The sequence below is a fragment of the Nonomuraea mangrovi genome, from assembly GCF_042681425.1.
Classification (GTDB): domain Bacteria; phylum Actinomycetota; class Actinomycetes; order Streptosporangiales; family Streptosporangiaceae; genus Nonomuraea; species Nonomuraea mangrovi.
Genome location: NZ_JBHUFV010000007.1, coordinates 34,674 through 58,485, shown reverse-complemented (window position 1 = coordinate 58,485; position 23,812 = coordinate 34,674). Strand labels below are relative to the sequence as shown.

Annotated in this window: 21 protein-coding genes; 13 read left to right on the top strand and 8 right to left on the bottom strand. The window is 71.1% G+C overall.

Annotated features, from left to right (window positions below):
- Positions 1 to 33: 33 nt before the first annotated feature.
- The 4 genes from ACFSKW_RS05740 to ACFSKW_RS05725 all read right to left on the bottom strand — a co-directional run bounded on the left by ACFSKW_RS05740 (position 34) and on the right by ACFSKW_RS05725 (position 4,314).
- The gene (locus ACFSKW_RS05740; RefSeq protein WP_379569895.1) at positions 34 to 375 is read right to left on the bottom strand and encodes an Rv1678 family membrane protein; all 342 of its coding nucleotides are present in this window, start codon (positions 373 to 375) and stop codon (positions 34 to 36) included.
- A complete protein-coding gene (locus tag ACFSKW_RS05735; RefSeq protein ID WP_379569893.1) occupies positions 372 to 902 on the bottom strand; it encodes a DoxX family protein in 531 nt (176 codons plus the stop codon). Before ACFSKW_RS05735 ends, ACFSKW_RS05740 begins: the two co-directional genes overlap by 4 nt.
- A gap of 123 nt (positions 903 to 1,025) precedes the next feature.
- Positions 1,026 to 2,852, bottom strand: a complete 1,827-nt coding sequence (locus tag ACFSKW_RS05730; protein WP_379569891.1) for a glycoside hydrolase family 15 protein — start codon at positions 2,850 to 2,852, stop codon at positions 1,026 to 1,028.
- 157 nt (positions 2,853 to 3,009) lie between these two features.
- On the bottom strand, positions 3,010 to 4,314 hold the full coding sequence (locus ACFSKW_RS05725; RefSeq protein WP_379569889.1) for a hypothetical protein: 1,305 nt from the start codon (positions 4,312 to 4,314) through the stop codon (positions 3,010 to 3,012).
- Between the two features lie 103 nt (positions 4,315 to 4,417).
- Between ACFSKW_RS05725 and ACFSKW_RS05720 the strand changes: the two genes are divergently transcribed.
- From ACFSKW_RS05720 to speB, 4 genes are all read left to right on the top strand, one after another.
- Positions 4,418 to 5,089 (top strand): glycosyltransferase family 2 protein, encoded by a 672-nt coding sequence (locus tag ACFSKW_RS05720; RefSeq protein WP_379569887.1) that lies wholly within the window; start codon positions 4,418 to 4,420, stop codon positions 5,087 to 5,089.
- A complete protein-coding gene (locus ACFSKW_RS05715; RefSeq protein WP_379569885.1) occupies positions 5,086 to 5,754 on the top strand; it encodes a TIGR04282 family arsenosugar biosynthesis glycosyltransferase in 669 nt (222 codons plus the stop codon). Before ACFSKW_RS05720 ends, ACFSKW_RS05715 begins: the two co-directional genes overlap by 4 nt.
- Before the next feature lie 78 nt (positions 5,755 to 5,832).
- Positions 5,833 to 6,795: a LysR family transcriptional regulator gene (locus ACFSKW_RS05710; protein WP_379569883.1), complete on the top strand. Its 963-nt coding sequence runs from the start codon at positions 5,833 to 5,835 to the stop codon at positions 6,793 to 6,795.
- Positions 6,796 to 6,805: 10 nt separating this feature from the next.
- Positions 6,806 to 7,834 (top strand): agmatinase, encoded by a 1,029-nt coding sequence (gene speB, locus ACFSKW_RS05705; RefSeq protein ID WP_379569881.1) that lies wholly within the window; start codon positions 6,806 to 6,808, stop codon positions 7,832 to 7,834.
- 13 nt (positions 7,835 to 7,847) lie between these two features.
- On the opposite strand, the gene ACFSKW_RS05700 is transcribed toward speB, so the two are convergent.
- Together ACFSKW_RS05700 and ACFSKW_RS05695 are read right to left on the bottom strand one after the other, a co-directional pair.
- Positions 7,848 to 9,308, bottom strand: coding sequence for an alpha-L-fucosidase (locus ACFSKW_RS05700; protein WP_379569879.1), 1,461 nt, complete (start codon positions 9,306 to 9,308; stop codon positions 7,848 to 7,850).
- Positions 9,305 to 9,949 (bottom strand): TetR/AcrR family transcriptional regulator, encoded by a 645-nt coding sequence (locus ACFSKW_RS05695; RefSeq protein WP_379569877.1) that lies wholly within the window; start codon positions 9,947 to 9,949, stop codon positions 9,305 to 9,307. The genes ACFSKW_RS05700 and ACFSKW_RS05695 overlap by 4 nt, the downstream gene beginning before the upstream one ends.
- A 95-nt stretch (positions 9,950 to 10,044) precedes the next feature.
- Between ACFSKW_RS05695 and ACFSKW_RS05690 the strand changes: the two genes are divergently transcribed.
- From ACFSKW_RS05690 to ACFSKW_RS05680, 3 genes are all read left to right on the top strand, one after another.
- Positions 10,045 to 10,539, top strand: a complete 495-nt coding sequence (locus ACFSKW_RS05690) for a sensor histidine kinase (RefSeq protein WP_379569875.1) — start codon at positions 10,045 to 10,047, stop codon at positions 10,537 to 10,539.
- A gap of 74 nt (positions 10,540 to 10,613) precedes the next feature.
- Entirely contained in the window at positions 10,614 to 11,234 is a 621-nt protein-coding gene (locus ACFSKW_RS05685; RefSeq protein WP_379569873.1) for a TetR/AcrR family transcriptional regulator, read from the top strand.
- Positions 11,235 to 11,392: 158 nt separating this feature from the next.
- Complete coding sequence (locus ACFSKW_RS05680; protein WP_379569871.1) at positions 11,393 to 12,442, top strand: methyltransferase; 1,050 nt, start codon at positions 11,393 to 11,395, stop codon at positions 12,440 to 12,442.
- Positions 12,443 to 12,457: 15 nt separating this feature from the next.
- On the opposite strand, the gene ACFSKW_RS05675 is transcribed toward ACFSKW_RS05680, so the two are convergent.
- Positions 12,458 to 16,015 (bottom strand): WD40 repeat domain-containing serine/threonine protein kinase, encoded by a 3,558-nt coding sequence (locus tag ACFSKW_RS05675; protein WP_379569869.1) that lies wholly within the window; start codon positions 16,013 to 16,015, stop codon positions 12,458 to 12,460.
- 415 nt (positions 16,016 to 16,430) lie between these two features.
- On the opposite strand from ACFSKW_RS05675, the gene ACFSKW_RS05670 reads away from it, so the two are divergent.
- From ACFSKW_RS05670 to ACFSKW_RS05660, 3 genes are all read left to right on the top strand, one after another.
- Positions 16,431 to 18,140: an asparagine synthase-related protein gene (locus tag ACFSKW_RS05670; protein ID WP_379569867.1), complete on the top strand. Its 1,710-nt coding sequence runs from the start codon at positions 16,431 to 16,433 to the stop codon at positions 18,138 to 18,140.
- A 269-nt stretch (positions 18,141 to 18,409) separates the two neighbouring features.
- The gene (locus ACFSKW_RS05665; RefSeq protein ID WP_379569865.1) at positions 18,410 to 18,862 is read left to right on the top strand and encodes a hypothetical protein; all 453 of its coding nucleotides are present in this window, start codon (positions 18,410 to 18,412) and stop codon (positions 18,860 to 18,862) included.
- Complete coding sequence (locus ACFSKW_RS05660) at positions 18,849 to 19,388, top strand: DUF3995 domain-containing protein (RefSeq protein WP_379569863.1); 540 nt, start codon at positions 18,849 to 18,851, stop codon at positions 19,386 to 19,388. Before ACFSKW_RS05665 ends, ACFSKW_RS05660 begins: the two co-directional genes overlap by 14 nt.
- 23 nt (positions 19,389 to 19,411) lie before the next feature.
- Here ACFSKW_RS05660 and ACFSKW_RS05655 read toward each other — a convergent pair whose 3' ends face one another.
- The gene (locus ACFSKW_RS05655) at positions 19,412 to 20,125 is read right to left on the bottom strand and encodes a helix-turn-helix domain-containing protein (protein ID WP_379569861.1); all 714 of its coding nucleotides are present in this window, start codon (positions 20,123 to 20,125) and stop codon (positions 19,412 to 19,414) included.
- A 244-nt stretch (positions 20,126 to 20,369) separates the two neighbouring features.
- Here ACFSKW_RS05655 and ACFSKW_RS05650 point away from each other — a divergent pair, with 244 nt between their 5' ends.
- Genes ACFSKW_RS05650 through ACFSKW_RS05640 form a run of 3 tightly spaced genes read left to right on the top strand, consistent with a single transcriptional unit; the run spans position 20,370 to position 23,766 of the window.
- The gene (locus tag ACFSKW_RS05650; protein ID WP_379569859.1) at positions 20,370 to 21,194 is read left to right on the top strand and encodes an oxidoreductase; all 825 of its coding nucleotides are present in this window, start codon (positions 20,370 to 20,372) and stop codon (positions 21,192 to 21,194) included.
- Between the two features lie 53 nt (positions 21,195 to 21,247).
- Entirely contained in the window at positions 21,248 to 22,141 is an 894-nt protein-coding gene (locus tag ACFSKW_RS05645) for an ABC transporter ATP-binding protein (protein WP_379569857.1), read from the top strand.
- The gene (locus ACFSKW_RS05640; protein ID WP_379569855.1) at positions 22,138 to 23,766 is read left to right on the top strand and encodes an ABC transporter permease; all 1,629 of its coding nucleotides are present in this window, start codon (positions 22,138 to 22,140) and stop codon (positions 23,764 to 23,766) included. The genes ACFSKW_RS05645 and ACFSKW_RS05640 overlap by 4 nt, the downstream gene beginning before the upstream one ends.
- The last annotated feature ends 46 nt before the right edge of the window (positions 23,767 to 23,812 follow it).

Below are 23,812 nucleotides of genomic sequence, written 5' to 3'. Positions count from 1 at the left end.
TTTTCATGGTACGGCGGAGCAGGTGGCGCCCTCTCACCGCTCCCGTGGCGTACGGCCGGCGGACAACAGCCCGATGCCGAATCCCAGCCACAGGCTCGACGTGGACGCGCTGCCCCCGGTCAGCGACCATCCGAAGGCGAGCTCCGCGAGAACCACCAGGGCGGCGAGCACGAACAGAGCGCCCACGGCCGTCTGCATCGGCGGGCGCCGCAGGATCCCGGCCAAGCAGGCCAGGATGCCGAGCACGATCGCCACAGGGACCGCCTGGGCGGTCATCTTGACCAGCTGCCACGGGTCGCCGTGGACGAAGACGAAGACGGCGCTCAGCACCGACGCGATGCCCAGGGCGAGCGCGAATCTGTCCGCGGCCCTCATGAGAACCTCACCAACCACCGGGCGATGGGGTTCGCCGATCTCTTCCAGGAGGGACGCAGCAACCCGTCGGCACCATGGAACCGGCCCGCGGCGGTGGCGAACAGGGCCAGGTGGGCGAGCAGCATCAGGAAGTAGGACCAGTGCCACTCGTGCGGGGCGTAGAGCACGGAGAACGTGATCGCGAGCGTCTGCGCGATCCCGACCAGGGCCCACAACCGGGTCGCCAGCCCCGCGAGCAGGAACGCTCCAAGTGAGGTCTCGACCAGCAGCGTCAGCCAGCCGAAGACGACGAAGTTCGGCAGCACGACATGCTCGACGAGCCACGTGAACGGCGGGAAGACGGGATGCTCCACAGCATAGCCGGTGAACAGATACAGGCCCCGCCGCGCCATCCTCCCGAAGTCGTCACCGGGCGTCTTCCACCCCGCGTTCTGGATCCACAGGAGGGCGACCGCCACGCGGATGAAGGCCAGCATGCCGCGACCGCCCCGTGGCAGCGTCACGGCGTCGACCGAAGCGTCGGCCATCAGCACCTCCTCGATAACGGAATGTCACCTATCCGATACCCAGGCATATCCGTGGCCAACGACCTCGGGCTTGACGAAACACGAACGTCGGCCCGGGCGCCCGGCAGGCCGGGCCGCGCTGTCCTATGAGGCGGCGACGTCGGCCGATGTCGTGTCGTGGATGGTCCTGGCGGCGTTGATCAGTCCGATGTGGCTGAACGCCTGAGGGAAGTTGCCGATGGGTTCCCCGCTGACGGTGTCGACCTCTTCGGCCAGGAGGCCGACGTCGTTGGCGTATGACGCGGCGGTCTCGAAGGCGCTCCTGGCACGGGCGGAGCGGCCCGCCATGGCCAGGGCCTGCGCCAGCCAGAAGGTGCAGAGCAGGAACGTGCCTTCCCCGCCAGGCAGGCCGTCCGCGGCGTGGTAGCGGTGCACCAGGCCGCGCGCGTCGGTCAGGCGCGCGGCCACGGCGTCCACGGTGGCCTGCACGCGGGGGTCGTCACCGGGCAGGAACCCGACCAGGGGCAGCATCAACACGGACGCGTCCAGATCCTCGGTGTCGAACGTCTGGGTGAAGGCGCCCGCCCGCTCGTTCCAGCCCTGCGTCAGGATCGCGGCGCGGATCTGCGCCCGGGTGCGCTCCCACCCGGCGACGCGGTCGGCGGCCCCAAGGACGGAGGCCAGCGAGATGGCGCGATCCAGCGCCACCCAGCACATCAACTTGGAGTGCAGGAAGTGCCGGCTCGGCCCGCGGATCTCCCACAGGCTCTGGTCGGGCTCGTGCCAGCGGCGGGCGGCCGTCTCGGCCACGCCGACCAGGAAGGAGCGGGTGAGGGGGTCGAGTCGGCCGGTGTCGTGATGGAGCTCATGGGCCGCGTCGAGCAACTCCCCGTAGACGTCGAGCTGGCGTTGACGCCACGCCTCGTTGCCGACGCGCACGGGGGAGCTGCCCCGCCAGCCGGTCAGGTGCGGCAGCAGCCGTTCGCTCAGGTCGCGCTCGCCGCCCACGCCGTACATGATCTGCAAATCAACGCCCCGGTCGAGCTGGGTGGCCGAGGCACGGGCGAGAAAGTCGAAGAACGCGGTCTCCTCCTTCACGCACGCGGCGGTGGTGAGTGCCTGCAGCGTGAAGCTGGCGTCACGGATCCAGGTGTAGCGGTAGTCCCAGTTCCGCTCTCCGCCGACGCTCTCCGGCAGAGAGGTGGTGGCCGCGGCGACGATCGCCCCGGTGGGGGCGAACGTCAGCGCTCGCAGCACCCGCCCGCTGTGGCTGACCTGCTCGTGCCAGGATCCCCGATAGCCCGCGTGGAGCTCGGACCACGACCGCCAGCCCGCGATGGTGTCCTTGACACGGCGGTGGACGCGATTCGGGTGACAGCGGGCCGGTTCAGGCGCCCAGCCCCAACTGGCCTGCAGGGCCAGGGGGAGACGTTCCCCCGCCCGCAGCGTGACGGTGGCGTGCGCGGTGGAGCCGCTCACCCGCAGCTCCACTGGGGTCGACAGGACGAGCACGTTGGCGCCGCCGCGCGCGATCAGGCCGCCGCGGACCGCTTCCATCAGCGGGTGGATGAGCCCGAACTCGGGGCGTGGCGCGTACGTCACCTCCAGTGACACCCGTCCTTCGACGCAGGTCACCTCGCGCAGGAGAACGCCGGGCGAGGAGGCGCCCAGCGCGTGCCCGCGTTCCCGCCTGCCGAGGGCGAGGGTGTCGACGAGCACCGCGGTTCCGTCCCGGGTGCGGAAGGTCGTCTCGAGAACGAGGGTGTTCTCCAGATACCTGCGGGTGACCTCGGCGGGGCAGATGGGGCGGACGGACCAATGGCCGGCGTTCTCGTCGAGCAGGCGGGCGAAGATCGCCGGGCTGTCGAAGCGGGGGAAGCACAGCCAGTCCACCGAGCCGTCGGAGGTGACCAGCGCCGCCGACCGGCAGTCGGACAGCAGGGCGTAGTCGCTGATCGGCCGCGTGCTCAACGGGACACCCCGTCGTGCGTGCCGCCCTGCGGTCCGACGGCGTCGACGGGCGCCGACACGGCGAAGAGTCTGCAGGTCACCGTCGCCTCCTTCGAAAAACTGTAGCTCAACGCCCCCGGCCATGATCGGAGCGTCGTCACACCCCCCGGTGCCAGGCTCACCAGGGCGACAAGACCAGGGCCTGCAGCAGCAGCCCGGTGACCACCTGGGCCGCGAGCCACCGGCGGCCTGACGACATGCCGGCCGCCAGGCCGATCCACACCGTGTAGGGGAGCCAGATGCGCTCGACCTCGCCACGCGTCACTCCGCTGACGTCCAGCGCGAGCACCGCCACCCCTGCCGCCGCCACGACGGCGCGCACGCCGTCTGGCGCGAGCCGTACCAGGCCGGCCGCCGTCGCAGGACCGGTGACCATGGCCAGCACGCCCAGGTCGGCCACCAGGAAGTACAGGTACGGCCGGGCGGCGCCAGGATCGGGCGCCCACTCGGCGTACGTCGCGAGCGCCCCTGCGGGCCAGAGGAAGCCCCCCGCGGCGAAGGCCGCCGTCACCGACGCCGCCCCGGCCAGGGCTGCGAGCACGGTCGCGCGCGGCACCCTGACGACCACGCCGGCCACCACGGGGATCAGCAGATAGGGCATCAGCCCGTAGCTGAGGTACGGCAGCGCGCCGAGCAGCACCCCCGCCCCGAAGCCGATCCAGGCCCGGCCCAGCACCAGCAGGGCGACGCCCCACGCGCCGACGCCGGCGAAGAGGGCGTCCATGCTGGTGGCGATCCAGACCGCGGCAGGGGTCAACGCCAGGTAGGGAAGGCTCCGGCGGGCGACCGTCTCCCCTGCCAGCCGCCGCACCGTCACGGCGATCGCCACGGTGGCCGAGCAGCCGGCCGTGACGACCAGCAGCGCCGCCCATGTCGGCCCGCGCAGCCCGGCGGCCGCCAGGGCCCACAACAGGAGCACGGCCAGCGGCGGGTGCCCGCGCACGTGGGTCGGGTAGCCGGGCAGGCGTTCGGTGAAGCTCGCCAGCCAGCCCAGCGGGTCGTCGCCCACGGAGGGCAGCACGGCGAGATAGTCGGCCGGATGCGTGAGCGGGGCCGCCAGGCCGTCGGCCGAGACCGCCAGCAGCACCGCCCATGCCAGCGCGAAACCGTACGACACGAGCAGGGCCCAGCCGAAGCGCGTCCGCGCCACGAGGGGCGGCAGCGCGAGAACGGCGACGGCCCCGAAGGCGGCGGCGGGCAGCAGCGTGACCGTCAGGAGACGGAGGTCGGCGTGCAGCGGCGCCAGGCGGTCGATGGGGAGCGCACCTCGTGCGCGCAGGATCGCACCCCCGGCGAAGGACGACGCGATCAGAGCCGCCCAGACGGCGAGGGCGACCCGCACCCGCCTGCTGTGGACGGCCGCGTGCCGCCCGGCAGGTGCCTCGCCCGCCGTGCCCTGCCGGTCCCCGGAACGCCCGACCACCTTCCCACGGTAGGCCCACGGCTGCTCTGAGCTGGGAACTCTTTGAACACGCGTCACCACCGCATAACGGTTCACCGCCCGGTCCTGTCCTACCGTGAAGGGTGTGAGCGTCGACGTGGTGCTGCCGTGCCTGGACGAGGAGGCGGCCCTGCCGTGGGTGCTCGGGCGGATGCCGGACGGCTACCGCCCGATCGTGGTCGACAACGGCTCGACCGACGGCTCGGCGCGCGTCGCGGCCGCGTTCGGCGCGCTGGTGGTGAGCGAGCCGCGGCGCGGGTTCGGCGCGGCCTGCCACGCAGGGCTGCTGGCCGCGACCGCTGACGTGGTGTGCTTCATGGACGCCGACGCCTCCATCGACCCGCGTCAGCTGCCCAGGACGGCCGGCCCCGTTCTGGCGGGCCGGTGCGATCTCGTGCTCGGCCGCCGGATGGCCCGCGCAGGCGCCCGCTGGCCGCTGCACGCCCGCCTCGGAAACGTCGTGCTGGCCGCGAGGGTGCGGCGCCGTACCGGGGTCCCGCTGCACGATCTCGGTCCGATGCGGGCCTGCGGGCGGGCAGGCCTGCTGGCACTGGGGCTGACCGACCGGCGGTTCGGCTATCCCCTGGAGATGGTGCTGCGCGCGGCGGGGGCCGGCTGGCGCATCGCCGAGACCGAGGTGGACTACCTTCCCCGTGCCGGCCGGTCCAAGGTCACCGGCACCGTACGCGGGACGCTGCGGGCGCTCGCCGACATGCGGCGGGTTCTGGCCGAGCAGGGCGGGACGGGCCGAGCGTGATCGCGCCCCTGCCGGCCGCCGCGCAGATCGTCGTCCTCGCGAAGGAGCCGGTGCCGGGCAAGGTCAAGACCCGGCTCACCCCTCCGTTCACCTCAGGGGAGGCCGCCCTCCTGGCGGCGGCGGCGCTGGAGGACACGCTGGCCGCCGTGGCCGCGGTCCGGGTGCGCCGACGGGTCCTGGCCTTCGACGGCCCGCCCGGCTCGTGGCTCCGCGACGGCTTCACCGTCATCCCTCAGCGCGGTGGAGGGCTGGACGAACGGCTCTCGGCCGCCTTCGAGGACGCCCACCGGCGATGCCCGCTGCCCATCGTGCTGATCGGTGGTGACACGCCCCAGGTGACCGGGGATCTGCTGGCCGACGCGGTCGCCGCGCTCAGGACCAGGGACGCGGTGTACGGCCCAGCCTCGGACGGTGGCTTCTGGCTGCTCGGGCTGTGCCGTCCCGACCCGGAACTGTTGCTGGGCGTGCCGATGTCCCTGCCCACGACGGGCAGCGCCCAGCTACGGCGCCTGCGGCGCTCAGGGCTGAGCGTGGCCATCATGCCGGAGTTGACGGACGTGGATCGTCTCCAGGACGCGGTCCGCGTCGCGGCCGAGGCGCCGCGCTCCCGCTTCGCGGCCGCTCTCGCCGGGATCGGCGAGCCGCGGTCGTCGTCCGCTTCCTGACTCCGGTGCCGCGGCGCGGGTTCCGGCACGCGCGGGGCGTCGCAGACCCTCCTCACGAAGACTCCATAGCATGTATGGATGATCGACCTCCGTCAGTTCCAGGTCCTGCGCGCCATCGCCGTCAACGGGTCGCTGGCGGGGGCCGCCCGCCAGCTTCACTACGGGCAGCCGACGATCAGTTACCACCTGGGCGCGCTGGAAGCCCATCTGGGAGCCTCGCTAGTGGAGCGCAGCCCGACCGGCGCCGTCCTGACGCCCATCGGAGCGCTGGTACTGGAGCACGCGAGCGTCGTGCTCGACCGCATCGAGGCCGTGGAGTCGGACGTCGAGGCCCGGCGCGAGCACGGGGTGTCCACCCTCAGGATCGGCGCGTTCACCACCGCGGCGTCACGGTTGCTGCCCGGCGCCCTGCGGCGCTCCACCGAAGGCACGGACGTGCGGATCGAGCTGACCGAGGCCGAACCGCTGGAACTGCTCACGCAGGTGCGCGCCAGATCCCTGCACTGCGCGTTGACCTACGGCATCGGCGAAGGGAAGAGTCAGTACGGTGCCGACCTGCACGTGGAGACCCTCTTCGACGATCCTTACCGGCTGCTCCTGCCCGCGGGCCACAGCCATGCGGAGGGAGCGGAGCCCGTCGACCTCGCGCTGCTGGCGGACGAGGGCTGGATCATCTCGAGCGGTTCCTACGACCCCAGCGACCACACCCTCTTCGCCACCTGCCACTCCCTGGGCTTCCGCCCCCGCATCGTGCTCAGAGCCGACAACTACAGCGTGATCCACGGCTTCGTGGGCGCCGGCGGCGCCGTCGCGCTCGTGCCCGAACTCGCCCTGGAGAAGGGCCACGAGGTCGTGGCCCGAGCCACGGTCCAGGGCATCGGGGCGCGCCGCATCCAGTTCGTCACTCTCGCCGGCCGCCGTCCTCCCGCTGTCGAGCGGCTGTCCGCAGAGCTCCATAGACAGTATGGAGGCGATGTCGAAAGCCGAGGGATTCCGGGCGGCGCCGATGGCTGTGAGGATGCCACCGCCGACTCAACATGAAGGATCCGCCATGACCCGTTACGGTGCGATGTACGGTCCGGACATCACCTTCCTCGGTGTGCCCTCCTGCGACCTCGAGCAGCCCTCTTCCTGGAGCGACGCCCAGGTCGTCATCCTGGGCGCCCCGTACGACGGGGGCACCTCCTACCGGTCCGGCGCCCGCTTCGGGCCCGGGGCGATCCGGCAGGCCTGCTACCTCGGGCACGACGGCACCCGCCCGTCCCTGGCCCTGGGCGTCGACGGCCTGCTCGACCTGCGGGTCATGGACGCCGGCGATGTCATGATGTTCAGCGGTGACGCGGAGAGGTCCCTCGCGGCGCTGGAGCAGGCGGTACACACGGTCTCAGCGGCCGGCAAGATCCCGCTCGTCCTGGGTGGGGACCACTCCGTCGCGCTGCCCGACATCACCGGCGTCGCCCGGGGCGTCGGCTGGGGTCAGGCCTCCGTCCTGCACTTCGACGCCCACGCCGACACCGGCGACAGCTCGTACGGCTCGCTCATCGGGCACGGCCAGCCCATGCGGCGCCTCATCGAGTCGGGCGCGGTCCGCGGTGACCGGTTCCTGCAGATCGGCCTGCGTGGCTACTGGCCCGGCCCCGAGACCCTCCAGTGGATGGCCGACCAGGGGATGCGCTCGTACGAGATGACCGAGATCGTGGAACGCGGCCTGGACGTCTGCCTGACCGAGGCGTCGCGGATCGCCCTCGACGAGTGCGCGGGCGTCTACCTGTCGGTGGACATCGACGTCGTCGACCCCGGGATGGCTCCGGGCACGGGGACACCCGAACCCGGCGGGCTCACCTCGCGCGAGCTGCTGGACGCGGTGCGGAGGCTGTCCTACGAGCTGCCGATCGTCGGCGTGGAGGTGGTCGAGGTCGCCCCGAGTCACGATCACGCCGATGTGACGGCGATGCTCGGGAGCAGGGTGGTTCTGGAGGCCCTGTCCGGTATCGCGCGGAGGCAGGCCGAGCAACGTGGGCGACTGGAGCCCTGGGACAGGAGCAAGCCGTTGCTCAGCCGCTACGGCACGGCGCGGTGACGTCCTCGCTCTCTCAGCCTGCCGTGGTCATCGCCAGCACGTGAGCGGGAGATCGCCGCTGCGGCGTCGCGATCTCCACGTCGGCTCCGCGCCGCGTCCATGCCACGTCCACATCGCCGTCCGCGCCGAGGAGCTGGACATGCGTGCCAGGAGAGAGCGTCAGGTCACGGATGACGAGGGGCCCGGGGAGGCGGTCGGCGAGGACGGTGGCGTAGACGGTGGTGTCCTTGCTGGTGAAGTGGATGGGATGGCCCTCCGAGGTGGTCGTCCGCGTCCGGGTCCACGGGCGCGTCGCGAAGATCGCCCGGCCGTTGGTCTCCAGCCACGCGCCGAGCTCGCGGAGCGGCCGCCGCTGCATCTCGGGGATGCCGCCGTGTCCGTCAGGGCCGACGTTGATGAGCAGGTTGCCGCCCTTGCTGACCACGTCGACGAGCAGGTGGACGAGTTCGGTGCCGGTGAGCAGGTCGGCGGCGCTCTCCTGCGCGTTGTGGCCGAAGGAGGTGCCCAGGCCCCGGGTCAGCTCCCAGGCATGGGGGAGCATGGTCTCGGGCGAGCGGTACTCGTGGGTCTGGACGTCATAGTGGAACGTCGGGACCGGGGTCGGCAGCTCCTTGCCGCCACGGGTCATGAGCTTCAGCATCGTCCCCATGAAACGCAGGTAGAGGCCGCGAGCGAGGCGGTTGCGGGGCATCTTCGACTGGATCCAGCGGTCGTTGACCACCCCTTCAGGCACGGAGTCGTAGTAGTGCGCGAAGAGCTCGTGCGGGTCCTGCTCCGCCGGCCAGCCCATGTCGTTCCACAGGATGGACGGCCGGTAGGAGTCGATCAGCTCCCGCCACTGCGCCGTGGCGTACCGCGCGTACTCCTCGCCGAGCGCCTGCTGCTCCATGAGGTCGGTCATGGTCCGGATCGGCCTGTCGGTGAACGTCCAGTCGATGCCGCCCGCATAGTAGAGGCCCATCCTGAGCCCCTCCGCTCTGACGGCCGCGGTGAGGTCGCCGACGAGGTCCCGCCGCGCCCGGTATCCGGTGGGCGCGTGGGGGTTGGCCACCTTGGTGGGCCACAGGGGGTATCCGTCCAGGTGCCTGGTGACCATGACCACGTACTGCGCGCCCGCGCCGGCGAAGAACCGGGCCCAGTCGCCGAAGTCGACCTCTGCGGCGGCGGCGTCGAACTGGTCGCGGAAGCGGGTGTAGGGGAAGTCGTCGCCGTACGTCGCCTGGTGGTGCCGGGCGGTCGGTGAGCCGGGCACGCGCAGCGCGTTGAGATACCACTCGGCGTAGGGCATGTCGCCCCCGGTGTCCTTCATGGCGGTCAGGTCGCGCATGAAGTCGTTGAAGTCGCCGGCCGCTGGATCGGCGAAGGCGGGGACCGAGTAGAGGCCCCAGTGGATGAAGACGCCCAGCTTCGCGTCCTGGTACCAGCCGGGGATCGGGCGTGCGTCCAGTGCGGCCTTGTCCGGCGAACGGGTCATGACGTCTCTCCCTGTGCGTACGGTGGGACGGCGGTCATGAGACGGACCACGGTGCGCAGCTCGCTTCCGTAGGCGTCCAGGTCGAGATCGGGATCCACGGTGAGCGCACCGAGGATCCCGTCGCGAAGGGAGCGGATCGCGATCGCGACGGACCGGGGGTCGAACGCGCGGAACTCTCCCTGCGCCTGCCCCCTCTCCAGGAGCTCCTGGAGCGCGTCGAGATCCGCGCGCGCGACCGCCGCGGAGGCGGAGGCCCCGTCCCCGGTGTCGCGGGAACCGGCGGCGATGTCCAGTACGGCCAGCAGATGCCGGCGGTGCGACCGGATGAAATCCACGTTCGCGCCGATGAAGGCGTCCAGCGCGGCGGCGGGGGTCGGTGCGGCGGCGACGAGCGGGCCGACGTGGCCGGCGAACGCGGTCATGACCTCCCGGACGATGGAGTCGATCAGATCCTGCCGGTTGGCGAAGTGGTAGGTGATCAGCCCTGTGCTGCTCAGCCCGGCCCGCTCGGCGATCCTCGCGAACGAGGCTCCGGCGGAGCCGACCTCGGCGATCACCTCGACGGCCGCCTCGATGATCTGGGCGCGTCGAGCCTGCTCGGTGAACGTCATCTGCTCGGGCGAGCCAGATTTTGCTTGCATGAGCAAACCCTAGCGCGTGACGGAGAGCCGGCGCTTCCCGGGGCCGGCGCGGGACCCTCCCAGGCGGCGCCACCGCCGATCGGTGGTCGTGGACGGTGAGGCCTCTACTCGCCGAGCAGGCGCTGGTCGACGTTCGCTCCATCACCGGCCACCCGGCGCTCCTCTCCCTGCGGGAGGAGGCGGCCACGGCCCGCTCGATGCTCGCGGCCGCGGGCGTCGAGGTCACGGTCGACCTTCCACCGGTACGGCTGCTGCCCGAGGTCGACTCCCTCATGGCCGTCGTCCTCCGCGAGGCGGTGACCAACGTGGTACGGCATGCGCGGGCCACCCGGTGCGCGATCACCGTATGCGACGCCGTACGCCTGACGGTCTCCAACGACGGCGCGACCGCTTCTCCCCTGCGGGAGGGCACCGGCCTGACCAACCTCTCCCGCCGCCTGGAGGAGGCGGGCGGGCGCCTCGCCGTGGAACGGGACGAAGGCCGGTTCACACTGACCGCCGAGGTCCCGTGCCCGGAGCCGGCCGGCCTCGGCGGCGATGCGGCGGACGGCCCCCACTCGGGTACGCGCGTCGAGCTCGGTCATCGCTGACGCGAGGCGGCACGCGCCGTCGAAGGGGCGCCCGCGGCGATCGCGCCGGCTTGTCGATCGTTAGGGTGACCTGTATGGACAGCTCCTCCATCCGTCGTCTTCCTCGCGGCAGGTACGCACTACCTCCCGACGAGGTGGCCAGAGCGCAACGCGACCGGCTGATGACGGCCATGGCCGAGGTGACGAGCGAGAAGGGGTTCGTGAAGACCTCCGTCGAGGACGTGATCAAGCGCGCCGTCATCTCCCGGCAGAGCTTCTACCAGCACTTCACCTCCAAGCTTGACTGTTTCATGGCGGCGTTCGAGCGCTCTACGGCGCTGCTGGAACAGCGGATCCTCATGGCCGCGGCAGGAGACGGAGGCCCGCTCGAGCGCTTCGACCGGGCCATGACGGCCTTTCTGGAGACGCTCACCGATGACCCCGCCAACGCTCGCCTGTGCGTGACCGAGGTCTACGCCGCCGGCCCGGAGGCGATGGAGCACCGCGCGAGGTTCCAGCGGCGTCTGGGGGATCACGTCGCCGACATCCTCGGGGCCACGACCGAGGGTGGCCGGTTCACCAGCCAGATGATCGTGGCGGCGACCGCCACCATGGTCAGCGGCCCGCTGATCGACGGCGATCACGAAGCCTTGCGCTCCCTCGGATCGCGCCTGACCGCCCATGTCCGGGATCTCAAGGCCGCCGGACTGCTGTGACGATCGCCCGGACGGGGGGAGACCGCGCAGGGGGCGCGGTATACCGTCGGCCGGGAGAGCGTGAACAGCTCGACCGCCCGACGAATCACCAGCGGTCAAGATCGGCAGTGTTCGGTCGGGGCGGGCAGGCCAGCCTTGATCCCGCGAGAGGAGGGGTCGTGACCGAAGACGATCACGACGAGCGGGGCCGGACGTCGGCGTGGGAAGCGGCATGGGAAGTACTGGCACCCGTCACGGACCTGGTCACGCCGATGGCGGTGCGGGTCGCGGCCTCGCTGGGGCTCACCGATCTGATGGCCGACGACGCGGTGCCCGTCGAGGAACTGGCACGCAGGTCCGACACCGACGCGGACGCGCTGGGCCGGTTGCTACGCCACTTGGCCTGCCGGGGCGTCTTCATCGAACGGGAGCCGGGCAGGTTCGCCGTCAACGAGCCCGCCGCGCTGCTGGCGTCCGACCATCCTTCCGGGATGCGGGCGCGGCTCGACCTGGGTGGCTTCGGCGGGCAGATGGACCTGGCGTTCACCGGTCTGCTGCACACGGTCCACACAGGGCGACCGGCGTGGGAGGCGGTCTTCGGCGCCCCGTTCTGGCGCTACCTCGCCGCGAACCCGCAGATGAGCGCCTCGTTCGACGCGATGATGGCCTCAGGAGCGGACTACCTCGCCGATGCGGCCAAGGGGTACGACTGGTCCGGTGCGCGGCACGTGGTCGACGTCGGCGGCGGCACCGGCGCCCTGCTCGCCGAAGTGCTGCGCGACAACCCGGATGTCCGGGCCACGCTGGTGGATCTGCCGGACACCGTGGATCGAGGCCGGCGGTACCTGGCCTCGCACGGGGTGGATTCGCGGTGCGAGTTCGTCGGCCAGAGCTTCTTCGATCCGCTGCCCGCCGGGGGTGACGTGTACGTGCTCAGGCGGGTGGTGCACGACTGGGGCGACGACGACGCCCTGCTGATCCTGCGTCGGTGCGCCGACGCGGCCGGGCAGCACGGACGGGTCGTCGTGATCGAGTCACACGGCGGTTCCGGCGACGACCCGGCCATGTTCGCCGAGATGGACCTGCGCATGCTCGTGCTCAGCGGCGGTCGCGAGCGCACCGTCGAGGACTACATCGCCCTCACCGCCGGAGCCGGGCTCGACCTTGCCGGCGTTCACAGGACCGCGCTCGGACACGTCATCCTCGACTGCACCCCTCTGGGTCCTTGACGGTTGCCATGGTGGTCAGCAGGTACGCCGGTAGGGGATCTCCGCGATGTAGGTCTTCCAGTCAGCCTCGGACAGCGGACCGAACAGGCCGCAGAGGGCGCTCTTGACCTTGCCGGGGGCGACGAGGTGGGTGCGGTGGCGGCCGGCGTCGTCGACAGCGGCCAGCACCGCGCCGTCGGCGGAGAACGCCATGGCCGTGACCGTGTCCGGGCCGGTCCTGGTCTTGGGCGTCAGGAAACCGGCGAGCGGCAGGCCCAGAGCACGCCTGTTCGCGACGTCCCACAGCCGTATCCGGCCGGTCCTGTCGGCCAGCGCGAGCAGTTTCCCGTCGGGGGAGAAGACGGCGGCGTTGCCCAGGTCCGCACCGGGAAGCACGTCGTACCTGTGCCGGAGCGTCCGCGCGTCCCAGAACCCGACCTTGTCCTTGTCGACCACGGCGACGAGCCCGTCGCGGCTGCGGGCTTTGGCCGGGCTCAGGTCCAGGTTGGGCGCCAGGACTCTCGCGCCGGTCGCGACATCGACGATGCCCTGGTCCGGGCCGGACAGAACGGTGCGCCCGTCGGGGCTGAACAGGACACGCGGTTCGCCCACGATGACCTGATCGGGATCCACCTGGGCTCCGGCGGACTTCACCCGCAGCGTTCCCGAGCCCACGTCCCACAGTTCGAGGGAGGTCGAGCCGAGGGTGGGGCTGGTGAGCACCGCGAGCGTCCGGCCGTCGGGCGAGAACCTGAGAGGCAGCCGGTCGCTGATCGCGTGACCGGTCTGCAAGGTGACCTTCTTGGTCGCCGAGGCGATCTCCCAGATCTCGACCTTCCCGCTTCTGCGGAAGCTGCTCGCCAGGAGTCTTCCGTCTCTTGACAGCGTGAACAGCGATTCGCTGGTGCCCTCGACGCCGTTGAGCGGCAGCGCTCCCCGCTTGACGCGCCGTACCGGATCCCAGATCTCCAGGTCATGGCCGGACTCGATGGCGAGAGTCGAGCCGTCCTCGCTGAGAACGGCCGCAGGAAGGACGAGGGCGTCGGTGAGTTTGACGGAGTCCGTGACGGGGCTGAGGGAGAGGACGGAGACGGTGTCGGTGGAGTGGTCGGCGCAGCGCAGAGTGCGGTCTGCCGGGCCGAAGACCGGGTTGGCGCAGCCGCCGGTGTACCTGAAGACGGGCTCGTTGCGTTCGCCCACGAGGTCGGAGGACTGGTCGTGGACGCCCTCGGTGCCCCACACGGTGCCGCCGACGGCGACGAACCTGCCGTCGTGACTGAAGGCGATCCCGATGCGGCCGTCGTTCTTCTGCAGCTGCCGCCGGCTGATGTCCTCCTTGTCCAGGCGGACGATCCACACCCGATCGCCCTTGATCACACCGAGGCGGCGGCCGTCCGGGCTGACCTCCATACCGCTGATCCGCTCGGCGTCCTCGCCGAGCCTGGGCAGGGACCGCTTCGTGCCCTTGACGATGTCCCAGTGCTCGAGTTCGCCGCCGCGGAGGGTGACCAGCGATCGTCCGTCCGGCGTGAAGGTCGCGGCCAGGAGCTGGTGCGGGATGGTGAGCACGGGCCGGCCCGACGCCACGTCCCACACGATCGCCTGCGTCGCCGAGAAGCTCAGCAGGCGGGTGCCCATGGGATCGAGCATGGCGTACGGTTCGGGGACGCGGATCGTCACCGGCCGTGGCCGTCCGGTCGCCGTGTCCCAGACGCCGACGCTGCCGTCCTTCCTGACCAGCGACATGGCCGTGCCGTCCGCCGTGAGGGACAGGACGTGACCGAGCGCGCCGTCGTCGATCGGCTCTCCGGTCAACGTGATCGTCCGTATCACCCGGCGCGAGTCGATGTCGGCGAGCTTCACCTCGTGGCCGCGCGCGTAGGCCGTCAGCCTGCGGGTGCCGTCCGCGCTCATCCGCCAGCGGCCGTCGACGCCGGGTGGCCGGTAGGTGTACTGCTCCGACTGGTTGTAGAGGGTGGCCAGCGCGTTCCTGGCCGCGTGACCGTCGGGCGCCAGAGTCGCGGCGGCGACGGCCAGTTGCTTGGCGGTGGCGGGATCGACGCGCCGCATCGTGAGGGCGAGGTTGGCGACCCGGTCGCCGATGGCGATGTCCCGCTGCCGGGAGACGGCCTGGTTCGTGGCCGCCAGCTCGATGCCCTGGGCGATCGCGATGGCCGCCGTCGCGGTGGTCGCGACGAGAAGGACCGCCAGAACCGCGCTCAGCAGCGTACGGTAGCGCCGCCTGCGCTGCGCGGCGCGCACGGACTGGTCGAGGAACGAGCGTTCGACCAGGTTGAGGGTGAGGTGCCGGCGGCCGGTCGCGACACGGGTGAGCGCCTCGTCGAGGGAGCTGCCCTGCAGCAGGTCGCCGCTCTTGTGCCCGCGGCTCTGCCAGCGCCGCGCCGCGTCGGCGATCCCGTGGTGGGCGTCGAGGATCTCTCGTTCGTCGGCGACCCAATCGCGCAGCCGAGGCCAGGCCCGTACCAGAGCGGGGGTGGCGAGGGTGAAGAAGTCGCCGTCGCGGACCATCAGTCCCGCCTGGGCCAGCCTGTCGAGGGTGCGCCAGACGCTCTGCTCGCTCGTCTCCATGTCCAGGAACTCGACGGCGGCGACCTTGCGCAGCGTGTGCCTGGCATCCGGGGCGGCCGAGATCATCCGGAGTAGGACGCGCGGCATGAACGCCTGCTCGGCGGGTGCGAGCCCGGCATAGACCTGCTCGGCCAGCTGCGCCAGCGACGGAGGTGCCGTCGCCCTGGACAGGGTCCCAGCGACTGCGGTGGCCTCCTCGAGCGTGCCCCGGCCGCCGATCAGGCCTTCCAGCAGCTGCCCCGGCGTGGGGCGCCCGGCAGGGTCGTGAGACAGCGCCCGTGCCACCAGGGACCGCAGCGGCTCCTGCAGCACGTCGAAGCCGGGCCGGTGACGGAGGATCTGGTTGATCAGCCCGGGCATGCTGTCGCCGTCGAAGGGAGGCTTGCCCGTGGCCGCGAACAGGACGACGGCGCCCCACGCCCAGATGTCGACGGCGGGGGAGGCGGGAAGGCCGCGGAACAGCTCGGGGGCCATCCATCGCGGCGTGCCCTTCAGCTGCCCGGTCGCGCTCCGCGACATCTCCTCGGTGCGCGCGATGCCGAAGTCGATGACCCGGGGACCGTCCGGGCCGAGCAGGACGTTGGCCGGCTTCAGATCCCGGTGCGTCACGCCGGCCTGGTGGATGCTCGACAGCGCGGTGGCGATCCCTACCGCGAGGCGATGCAGGTCGTCCTGGCGGTACGGCCCCTCCTCGTCCACGCGGTTCTGCAGATCGGGCCCGGGGACGTACTCGCTGACCAGGTACGGCGGGACGTGGTCGAGGTCGGCCTCGATCAATCGCGCGGTGCAGAAGGGGGCCACCCGGTTGAGCGCCGCCACCTCCTTGCGCAGCTGGTCACGGTAGGCGTCGGTGATGAAGTCCTCGCGCAGCGCCTTGACCGCCACCCGCTCGCCCAAGCTGTCGTAGGCCTCGTAGACCACGCCCTGGCCGCCCGCGCCGAGCCGTCTGGCCGGCCAGTAGGAGCCGAGTTGACGAGGGTCTCCGGGCAGGAGTGGCGCAACCATGGTCCCAGATATACAAGATTGTTTGTCAGTGACGCCACTCTCGTCGGCGGTCTCGTCCCGCCGCGCCCCGGTTCGCCGCCACCGCGCGAACTCGAACGCCGCTTCGCGGCAATCAGTCATGAAGATCCAGACGATGGAGAGGCGCGCATGACCTCAGGCGGTGGCCTGGTGGCCGCGGTCCCGGCCGGTCGGCTTCACGGCCGCGCGTGCGCTCGTCCGCCCGGACGGCAGGAGCGCCGCCCATGGTGTCCTGTCCGGCACCCGTCCGGGCGGGGACGGTCCGCGCCGACGTCCTTCGTCCCGTAGAGATGGAGTCTCCATGCGCGTATTCCTCGGGATGGCCGCGAAGCGTCCGGGGGTGGATGTCAGGCGGTCTCTCTCCTTGGCCCGTTCGCTTCTCGGTGACGTCTTTCCTGTGCCGCAGGAAACCGTCGACGCCGCCGAGTGGGTCGGCGGGGGCGCCGCGTTGCTCGCCTGGTCCAACGAGGAAGGGGCCGAGGGACGCCCGCCACTGATCGCGCGGGGGTCGCACCGCGGCTTGGGCATCAGCGGCACGCTCGCCTCCCAGCGGGACGTACGGCGTCTCATCCAAGCTTCCGATCTGGGCGCGATGATGGCGGATCTTTCCGGTTGCCTTTCGGTCGTCCGCGTGACGGAGGGCGAGCTCCAGGCCGCCACCGCGAGCACCAGGGCTCTGTCCGTCTTCCACGCCGAGAACGACGACCTCCACCTGGTGGGAACCCGCGCTCTGCACGTGCACCTCGTGGCGAACGCAGGACAGGTCGCCTGGAACGAGGTCGCCCTGCAAACCATGATCCGTCAGGGGTACTTCCTCTCCGACGAGACCCCATACCGAGGCGTGACGGCGCTTGGACCCTCCTCCGTGATCACGATCAAGGACGGTCGCAGGAGGATCGCCACGCGTCCCCTGCCGCCGGCGCTACCGGCGCCCACGTCGGCGAGAGCCAAACGCCAGTCGATCAGGCGGTTGGGTGACGCCCTCGTCGCCGCCGTCGAGCCGTTGCAGGCCGTCCCCGAGCCGGTGAACCTGGCGCTGACGGGCGGGCGCGACAGCCGGTTGATGGCGGCGCTTCTGCACGCGGGCCATGTCCCCTTCCGCGCGACGACCAACGGTCTCGACACCCACCCCGACGTGATCATCGCCAGGGAGCTCGCCGCTCGGTTGCGTATCCACCACGCGGTCATCCCACCCGTGCGGACCGAGGCGAAGGACGCCGTGCTCGTCCCGCACCCGAGCGTGCGCACCTATGAGGTGATCCGGGCCTGCGAAGGCATGACCTCGGCGTACGAGAGCATCGTCGACTACCGGCCATACTCCACCATGCCGACCATGTCCGGGCAGAGCGGTGAGATCCTCAGGGGTGGCTTCCTCTACGGTCAGGGGCAGACCACCGACAGGGCGATGCGTCGCAGGGTCGGTGACTTCTTCCTCAAGAACGAACCGCTGTTCACCGACGAGGCGAACGAGCATGCCCGCATGCTCGCGGAGCCATGGCTGCGGCGAGTCGGCGAGAACCCGTGGGAAGTGCTCGACCACCTGTATGTCACGTACCGCGTGGGACGCTGGCATGCCGCGGCGAGAGTGGGATCCCTGCGGCGCGGGGATCCGGTTCAGCCGTTCCTCGACAATCGCGTGGTGATCGAGGCGCTGTCGCTCGATCAGCGATGGCGGCATTCGGAAGAGGTCGTCCACGAGTTGACCAGCCGACTGGCTCCCGGCCTGCAGGAGGTCGAACTCGAGGGCAAGCCATGGCGCTTCCGAACCGGGCAGGCGAAAGCACAGCGCCGATGGTGGCAGCGCAAACCGCCCGTGAGGACTTCCGCGCCACCTGCTCCGAAGCGTGGCAACCCCTGGAACTGGCGTACCAGCCCGGGGCCCCGTCTGTCGGCTCTTCTCGGAGAGTTCGTGCTCGAGCGAGCCGACGCCCTGACCGCCCTCGTACGCGGCGACGCGTTGAAGGCCTTCTTCTCCGAACCTGTCGTGAAGCAGCCTGCACTGGCCTGGAACCTTTACACGGTCGCCGCCCTGCTCACCGGCGCCTTCCCAGGAACGCCTCCCGCCATCACCGATCCGGTCCGTGTCGAGATCCCGCAGGAGACCTGAGAGCCTTGATCAAGGCTCGGTGAACCCGACGCCGGCGCGCGGTGGATGGTCATCTGGATCCGCTGCCGGCGGAGTCGGGATCGGCTTCCCCGACTTGGAGCGCGCCGCGCGGCTCACCCGGCCGCTTTGCGCCGGATCGGCCTGAGCCCGCGGGCCGTGGCGAGCGCCGACTCGATCCAGGGGGAGGTTCTGGAACTCCCCCCGGGAGGGGAGGCGCCTCCCCTCCCGGGGGGAGTGATGCCCGGTGCGCGGCCTCTACCGTCGCAGTCATGACTGCTGCTGATCGCCCACGAAGCTGGCCGGCTTACGCGGTGGCGGTGCTGTTCCTCGGCTACGCCGCGGGGAAGGCCGCCTTCGCGCTACAGGACCGGCTCGGGTTCCCCGGCGGCCCACCCGTGTCGGCCGCCGAGACCCGAAGCTACTTCATGGACGCGGCCGCCGCACAGTGGCTCGCGACCGCGTCCGGCGTGTTGGGCGCCTGCGTCGCCGTCGCCACGGTCACGGCGCTGGGGCGGAGGGTGCCGAGAACGTTGATGCTGCTCGTGCTCGTCGGGATGTCGCTGGCGGTCGGCGGCGGCGCGGGGATCATGATCGTGGACGCGTTCGTCGGCATGGGCGTGGGCTGGCAGTGGTACCACGGAGTCCTTGGCATCCTGGTGATCGGGCTGCTCCTGGAGATGATCCGGTCCTACGCCGCGGCGACGAGACATGTCGCGGGCTGATCGGGCGCGGGTGGGCGCGTACGGGGCGGCGGCGTGCGCCGCGGCCTACGGGTCGATGAAGCTCGCCCAGGCGCTGGGGGCCAATGCGCTGGCTGACAAGGACCCGCTGCCTCCGCAGCTGCGCGAACAGCTTCTCGCCCGTGATCCCTTGTTCGTGGCCAGCCACTGGTTGCTGGCCGGTGCCGCGGTGGTCGGTGTCATCGTCGCGCTGGCCACCGTGCGGCCCTGGGGTGCGGCCGTCCCACGCCGGCTGCTGCTCGCGATCACCTGGATCCTGGGCATTTTCATGATCGCACGCTCGATCGGGGCGCTGGGGTTCGGATTCGTCGGCGACGCGCTGCTGCTGACCGGGGTTCGCCCTGCGCCGGTCGAGCACGCCGCGCTGGCCCGCACCTTGGCGCGCTGGGACCTGCTGCTGTGGTCGCCGTTCTTCCTGCTCTGGGGAACGTGCTGGACAGCGGCCGGATGGCGGCTGGGCCGGCGTGGCTCGCTCGCCGGCGACAGGCGGAACCTCGACGACTCCTAGCCGCCAGGCCACGCGAGGTGTGGTCAGTGCGTGTCGTCACCGGTGCCGGAAAAGGTTTGCCGGTAGTGTTCGGCCGCCCGCGCCATGTCGGAGCTGAGGAGCTGGAAGAACCGGCTTGCGGTGTGAAGCCGGGTGCTTGCCGGGGTCCGGGCGCCGAGGACCTCGACGCCTTCCCTGATGGTGTCGGCCCACATCGCCATCGACCGGGTGCCGACCAACCACGCCCTGTACCAGACCTCATCGTCGATGAAGTACCGCTCACGCCGGTTGTCACGTTCGCGTTTGACGAGCCCCAGTTGCTCGAGCGAGCCGACGGCCTTGGAGATGGACGCCGGGCTGACCCGCAGCCGTTCGATCAGCTCGGCGACGGTCATGTTGCCGCTGTCGCTGGTGAGCAGGCAGACAAGCACCTTGGCCGCCATCGGCGGCCACCCTCCTGACATCAGGCCGGTGAGCTTCTGCTCGTACTCCCGCACCGCCTGGGGGTCACGCCCGCCGGCGTCCACGAGGGCGGGCGTGCTCAGTGGCGGGTTCGGCCGGCGGCGGGCCCGCCACTCGGTCGCCTGCTGCGCCCGGGCGGCGTGGTAGCCGTGCGGGCCGCCGTTGCGGGCGATCTCGCGGCCGATGGTCGACCTCGGCCGCCCCAGGCGACGGGCGATCTCCGCATAGGCGAGCCCTTCCGCCAGCCCTTCGGCGATCTTGCGGCGATCCTCGTACGTCAGGTGGCCTCCCGGCATGGACTCCTCCCGGTCGTCGCGGATGCACAAGTATGTCGCCGGGCGCGGCTGATTGCGACACGGCAGGCGGCTGTTGCATTTGCCTGCAAGGTCGTTGCGCCAATCGAGGCGGCCTGAACTGCGGTGACACCGTCCGCCCCTTGCTGAATCCTCGAACGCGATCGTAGCTTTCCCGATGCGTGAACGATGGCCGTGGCGATCGCGGCGGCCGTACACCTTCCATCGAATCTCAGGAGACCCTGGCATGGCTGCCAAGATCTGCCTCGTCACCGGCGCCTCGTCCGGCATCGGCCAGGCCACCGCACTCGAACTCCTGCGCGCCGGCCACATCGTGTACGGCGCGGCGCGGCGGGTGCACAAGATGGCGGCGATCAGCGAAGCGGGAGGTCACCCCCTGCCGATGGACGTGACCAAGGAAGAAGACCTCCAGCGGGTGGTCCGTACCATCCTGGACGAACACCAGCGGATCGACGTCCTGGTGAACAACGCGGGAGGCGTCGTCCACGGCGCCGTCGAGGACACGCCCCTGGCGATGGCACGAGACCTGTTCGAGGTCAACGTGTACGCACCGGCCCGGCTGATCCAGCTCGTCCTGCCGCAGATGCGGCGACGACGATCGGGCACGATCGTCAATGTGTCCTCGATCGGCGGCGAGCTCGCGCTCCCGCTCGGCGCCTGGTACTACGCCTCCAAGCACGCCCTGGAAGCCTTTTCCGACACGCTCCGCATGGAGACCGGACAGTTCGGCATCGACGTCGTCGTCATTCAGCCCGGCATCATCAGGACCGATTTCGAGGCCGCGACCGCCCGGCAACTGCGGGAGATCTCCGGAAACGGGGCCTACCGGCAGATGGCCGAGGCCATGGCACGCGCCGCCGAGGTGTCGGTGAGCGCGAGCGACCAGGCATCGGACCCCGGCGTCGTCGCGACGGCGATCAGGGAGGCCGTCGAGTCGCCCCGGCCTGACACCCGCTACGTCGTGGGCTGGCAGGCCGACAATCTCCTCAGCCTCAAGAAGTCCCTCCCGGACCGCGAATTCGACGCACGGGTGACCCTCCCCGCTTCCTGAGCGAACCGTCGCCTCCTCGCCATGCGCAAAAGACCCGCCATCGGAGAGAACCCATGACCTCTGCCATCGCCACTGCCGGACTCGTCAAAGTTTTCGGACCGGCACGCGCCCTCGACGGGCTCGACCTCACCGTACGCACCGGCGAGGTGCACGGCTTCCTCGGCCCGAACGGGGCGGGAAAGTCGACCACCATCCGCATCCTGCTGGGCCTGATGCGAGCCACCTCCGGCAGCGCCAGGGTGCTGGGCGGCGACCCCTGGGCGGACGCCGTCGCGTTGCACCGGCGGCTGGCGTATGTGCCGGGCGATGTGGAGCTGTGGCCCAACCTCACCGGAGGCGAGGCCATCGACGTGCTCGGCCGCTTGCGCGGCGGGCTCGACAACAGGCGCAGGGACGAGCTGATCGAGCGGTTCGAGCTCGACCCGAAGAAGAAGGCGCGAACCTATTCCAAGGGCAACCGCCAGAAGGTCGCCCTCGTCGCCGCCCTCGCCGCCGACGTGGAGCTGCTGATCCTCGACGAGCCCACGAGCGGGCTCGACCCGCTGATGGAGGCGGTGTTCCAGCAGGTCGTCGCCGAGGCGAAGGCCGCCGGGCACACCATCCTGCTGTCCAGTCACATCCTCGCCCAGGTCGAAACCCTCGCCGACCGGGTCACCATCATCAGGGAGGGGAAGGTCGTGGAGTCGGGGACGCTGGCGCAGATGCGGCACCTGACCAGGACGACGATCGTGGCCGAGACCGCCGCACCGGTCAGCGGCCTCGACCGGCTGCCCGGCATCCACAACGCGAAGATCGAGGGCGGCGGCGTGCGGTTCAGCGTGGACACCGAACACCTCGACGCGGCTGTCCTGCACCTCACGAGGTTCGGCATCCACTCGCTGGTCAGCCACCCGCCGACGCTGGAGGAGCTCATGCTCCGGCACTACGGGATCAAGGAGGCGGCATGACCGCCACGGTCTCCCCTGCGCACAGCCGTACCGGATCGAGAGCGGCGAGCGGCCACCTGACCGGCACCGGCGCCATGGTACGGCTGGCGCTGCGCCGCGACCGGATCAAGCTGCCGATCTGGGTGCTCGCCATCACGGTCCTGGTCCCGCGCTTCTACTACGCGGCCACCACCGCGGTCGTCCCGACGCCGGAGGCCCTGGCCGAAGCCACGGAGCTGATCCAGGTTTCCTTCATGAGGGTGCTCGCGGGGCCCTTCTTCGACGCCGAGGCCGTCACCACGCAGAAGTACTTCCTCGCCGCCTACTGGGTCGAGTTCCTGCTGGCCGCCGCGCTGATGAACATCCTGCTCGTCACCCGGCACACCCGGGCAGAAGAGCAGACGGGCCGGGCCGAACTCATCCGCGCGGCCGTCGTCGGCCGGCACGCCCAGCTCACCGCGGCGCTGATCGTCGCCTTGCTGGGCGATGCCGCGCTCGCGGTCTTCACCGCCGTCGCGGCGATCAGCATCGGGTTTCCCACCGGCGGCGCGCTGCTGTTCGGCGCTTCCCTCGCCGCGGCCGGGCTGGTGTTCGCCGCGGTCGCCGCGGTCACCGCCCAGCTCACCGAGTACGCCAGGGGCGCCGGCGGGCTCGCGGGCGCGGTGCTCTTCGGAGCGTGGATTCTCCGCGGTGCGGGAGCGATGCAGAGCCAGGAGGGCGGTCCGCTGTTCTGGCTGTCGCCGATCGGCTGGTCACAGCAGGCCCGGGTGCTGGCCGGCGATCGTTGGTGGCCGCTCGGTCTTTCCGCTCTTCTCGCCGGGCTCCTGGTCGCGGGCGCCTACGCCCTGGCGAGCCGCAGAGATCTCGCTGCCGCCTTCGTGGCCCCACGTCCCGGCCGGGCCACGGCGCCTTCGTGGCTGCGCTCGCCGTTCACGCTCGCGCTGAGGCTCCAGCAGGGGGCCATCGGCTGGTGGGGAGCCGCGTTCGTCACCGTGGGACTCGTCCTGGGCGGCATGACCGGTGGAATGTCGACCACCGCTCTCCCCATCTTCGCCGGGGCGGACTTCGGGCGGGCCTGGCTCAGCCTCATGGTGTTCACCGGGTCCCTCTACACCGGCGTCTTCGCGGTCCTGTCGGTTCTCCGGCTCCGGGCGGAGGAGGTGCGCGGCCGTCTCGGTCCAGTGCTGGCCGGGCCGACCGGCAGATCGACGTGGCTCGGGTCGTCCCTGCTGGTCTCCGCGCTCGCCCTGGTCGTCCTGCTGGCGGTGTACGGTCTCGCGCTCGGCGCCGGCGCCGCCGCGTCGAGCGGCGACCCCGCCCTCGCGGGCGAGGTCGTCCGGGCATGCCTGCTCCGCATCCCGGAGGTGCTGGTGCTGCTCGCCGTACCCGCCGCGCTGCTCGGGCTCGCCCCGCGGGCCATCAGCGCGGCCTGGGTCGTGCTCGTGTACAGCGCGTTCGTCCAGATCCTGGGGCCCTACTGGGGGGTGCAGGGATGGCTGGTGAACACGTCGGTGCTGTCCCACCTTCCCTGGCACCCGTTGGGGGCGTTCGCCCCGGTGGCCACGGTGGTCCTGGTCGCACTCGCCGCGGCGCTGACGGCCCTCGGTCTGTACGGCATGCGCCGCCGCGATCTCACCACGGGCTAGGCAGGGGATCGCCGCCGCCGAGGAGCCACAAGGTCGTCGCCGGCAC

Excerpts from the sequence above, each read along its gene's own strand:
- ACFSKW_RS05645 (WP_379569857.1), top strand. The coding sequence starts at position 21,248 with ATGACCTCTGCCATCGCCACTGCCGGACTCGTCAAAGTTTTCGGACCG.
- speB (WP_379569881.1), top strand. The coding sequence starts at position 6,806 with ATGACCCGTTACGGTGCGATGTACGGTCCGGACATCACCTTCCTCGGT.
- ACFSKW_RS05685 (WP_379569873.1), top strand. The coding sequence starts at position 10,614 with ATGGACAGCTCCTCCATCCGTCGTCTTCCTCGCGGCAGGTACGCACTA.
- ACFSKW_RS05695 (WP_379569877.1), bottom strand. The coding sequence starts at position 9,949 with ATGCAAGCAAAATCTGGCTCGCCCGAGCAGATGACGTTCACCGAGCAG.
- ACFSKW_RS05660 (WP_379569863.1), top strand. The coding sequence starts at position 18,849 with ATGTCGCGGGCTGATCGGGCGCGGGTGGGCGCGTACGGGGCGGCGGCG.
- ACFSKW_RS05675 (WP_379569869.1), bottom strand. The coding sequence starts at position 16,015 with ATGGTTGCGCCACTCCTGCCCGGAGACCCTCGTCAACTCGGCTCCTAC.
- ACFSKW_RS05650 (WP_379569859.1), top strand. The coding sequence starts at position 20,370 with ATGGCTGCCAAGATCTGCCTCGTCACCGGCGCCTCGTCCGGCATCGGC.
- ACFSKW_RS05735 (WP_379569893.1), bottom strand. The coding sequence starts at position 902 with ATGGCCGACGCTTCGGTCGACGCCGTGACGCTGCCACGGGGCGGTCGC.
- ACFSKW_RS05655 (WP_379569861.1), bottom strand. The coding sequence starts at position 20,125 with ATGCCGGGAGGCCACCTGACGTACGAGGATCGCCGCAAGATCGCCGAA.
- ACFSKW_RS05700 (WP_379569879.1), bottom strand. The coding sequence starts at position 9,308 with ATGACCCGTTCGCCGGACAAGGCCGCACTGGACGCACGCCCGATCCCC.
- ACFSKW_RS05740 (WP_379569895.1), bottom strand. The coding sequence starts at position 375 with ATGAGGGCCGCGGACAGATTCGCGCTCGCCCTGGGCATCGCGTCGGTG.
- ACFSKW_RS05640 (WP_379569855.1), top strand. The coding sequence starts at position 22,138 with ATGACCGCCACGGTCTCCCCTGCGCACAGCCGTACCGGATCGAGAGCG.
- ACFSKW_RS05665 (WP_379569865.1), top strand. The coding sequence starts at position 18,410 with ATGACTGCTGCTGATCGCCCACGAAGCTGGCCGGCTTACGCGGTGGCG.
- ACFSKW_RS05710 (WP_379569883.1), top strand. The coding sequence starts at position 5,833 with ATGATCGACCTCCGTCAGTTCCAGGTCCTGCGCGCCATCGCCGTCAAC.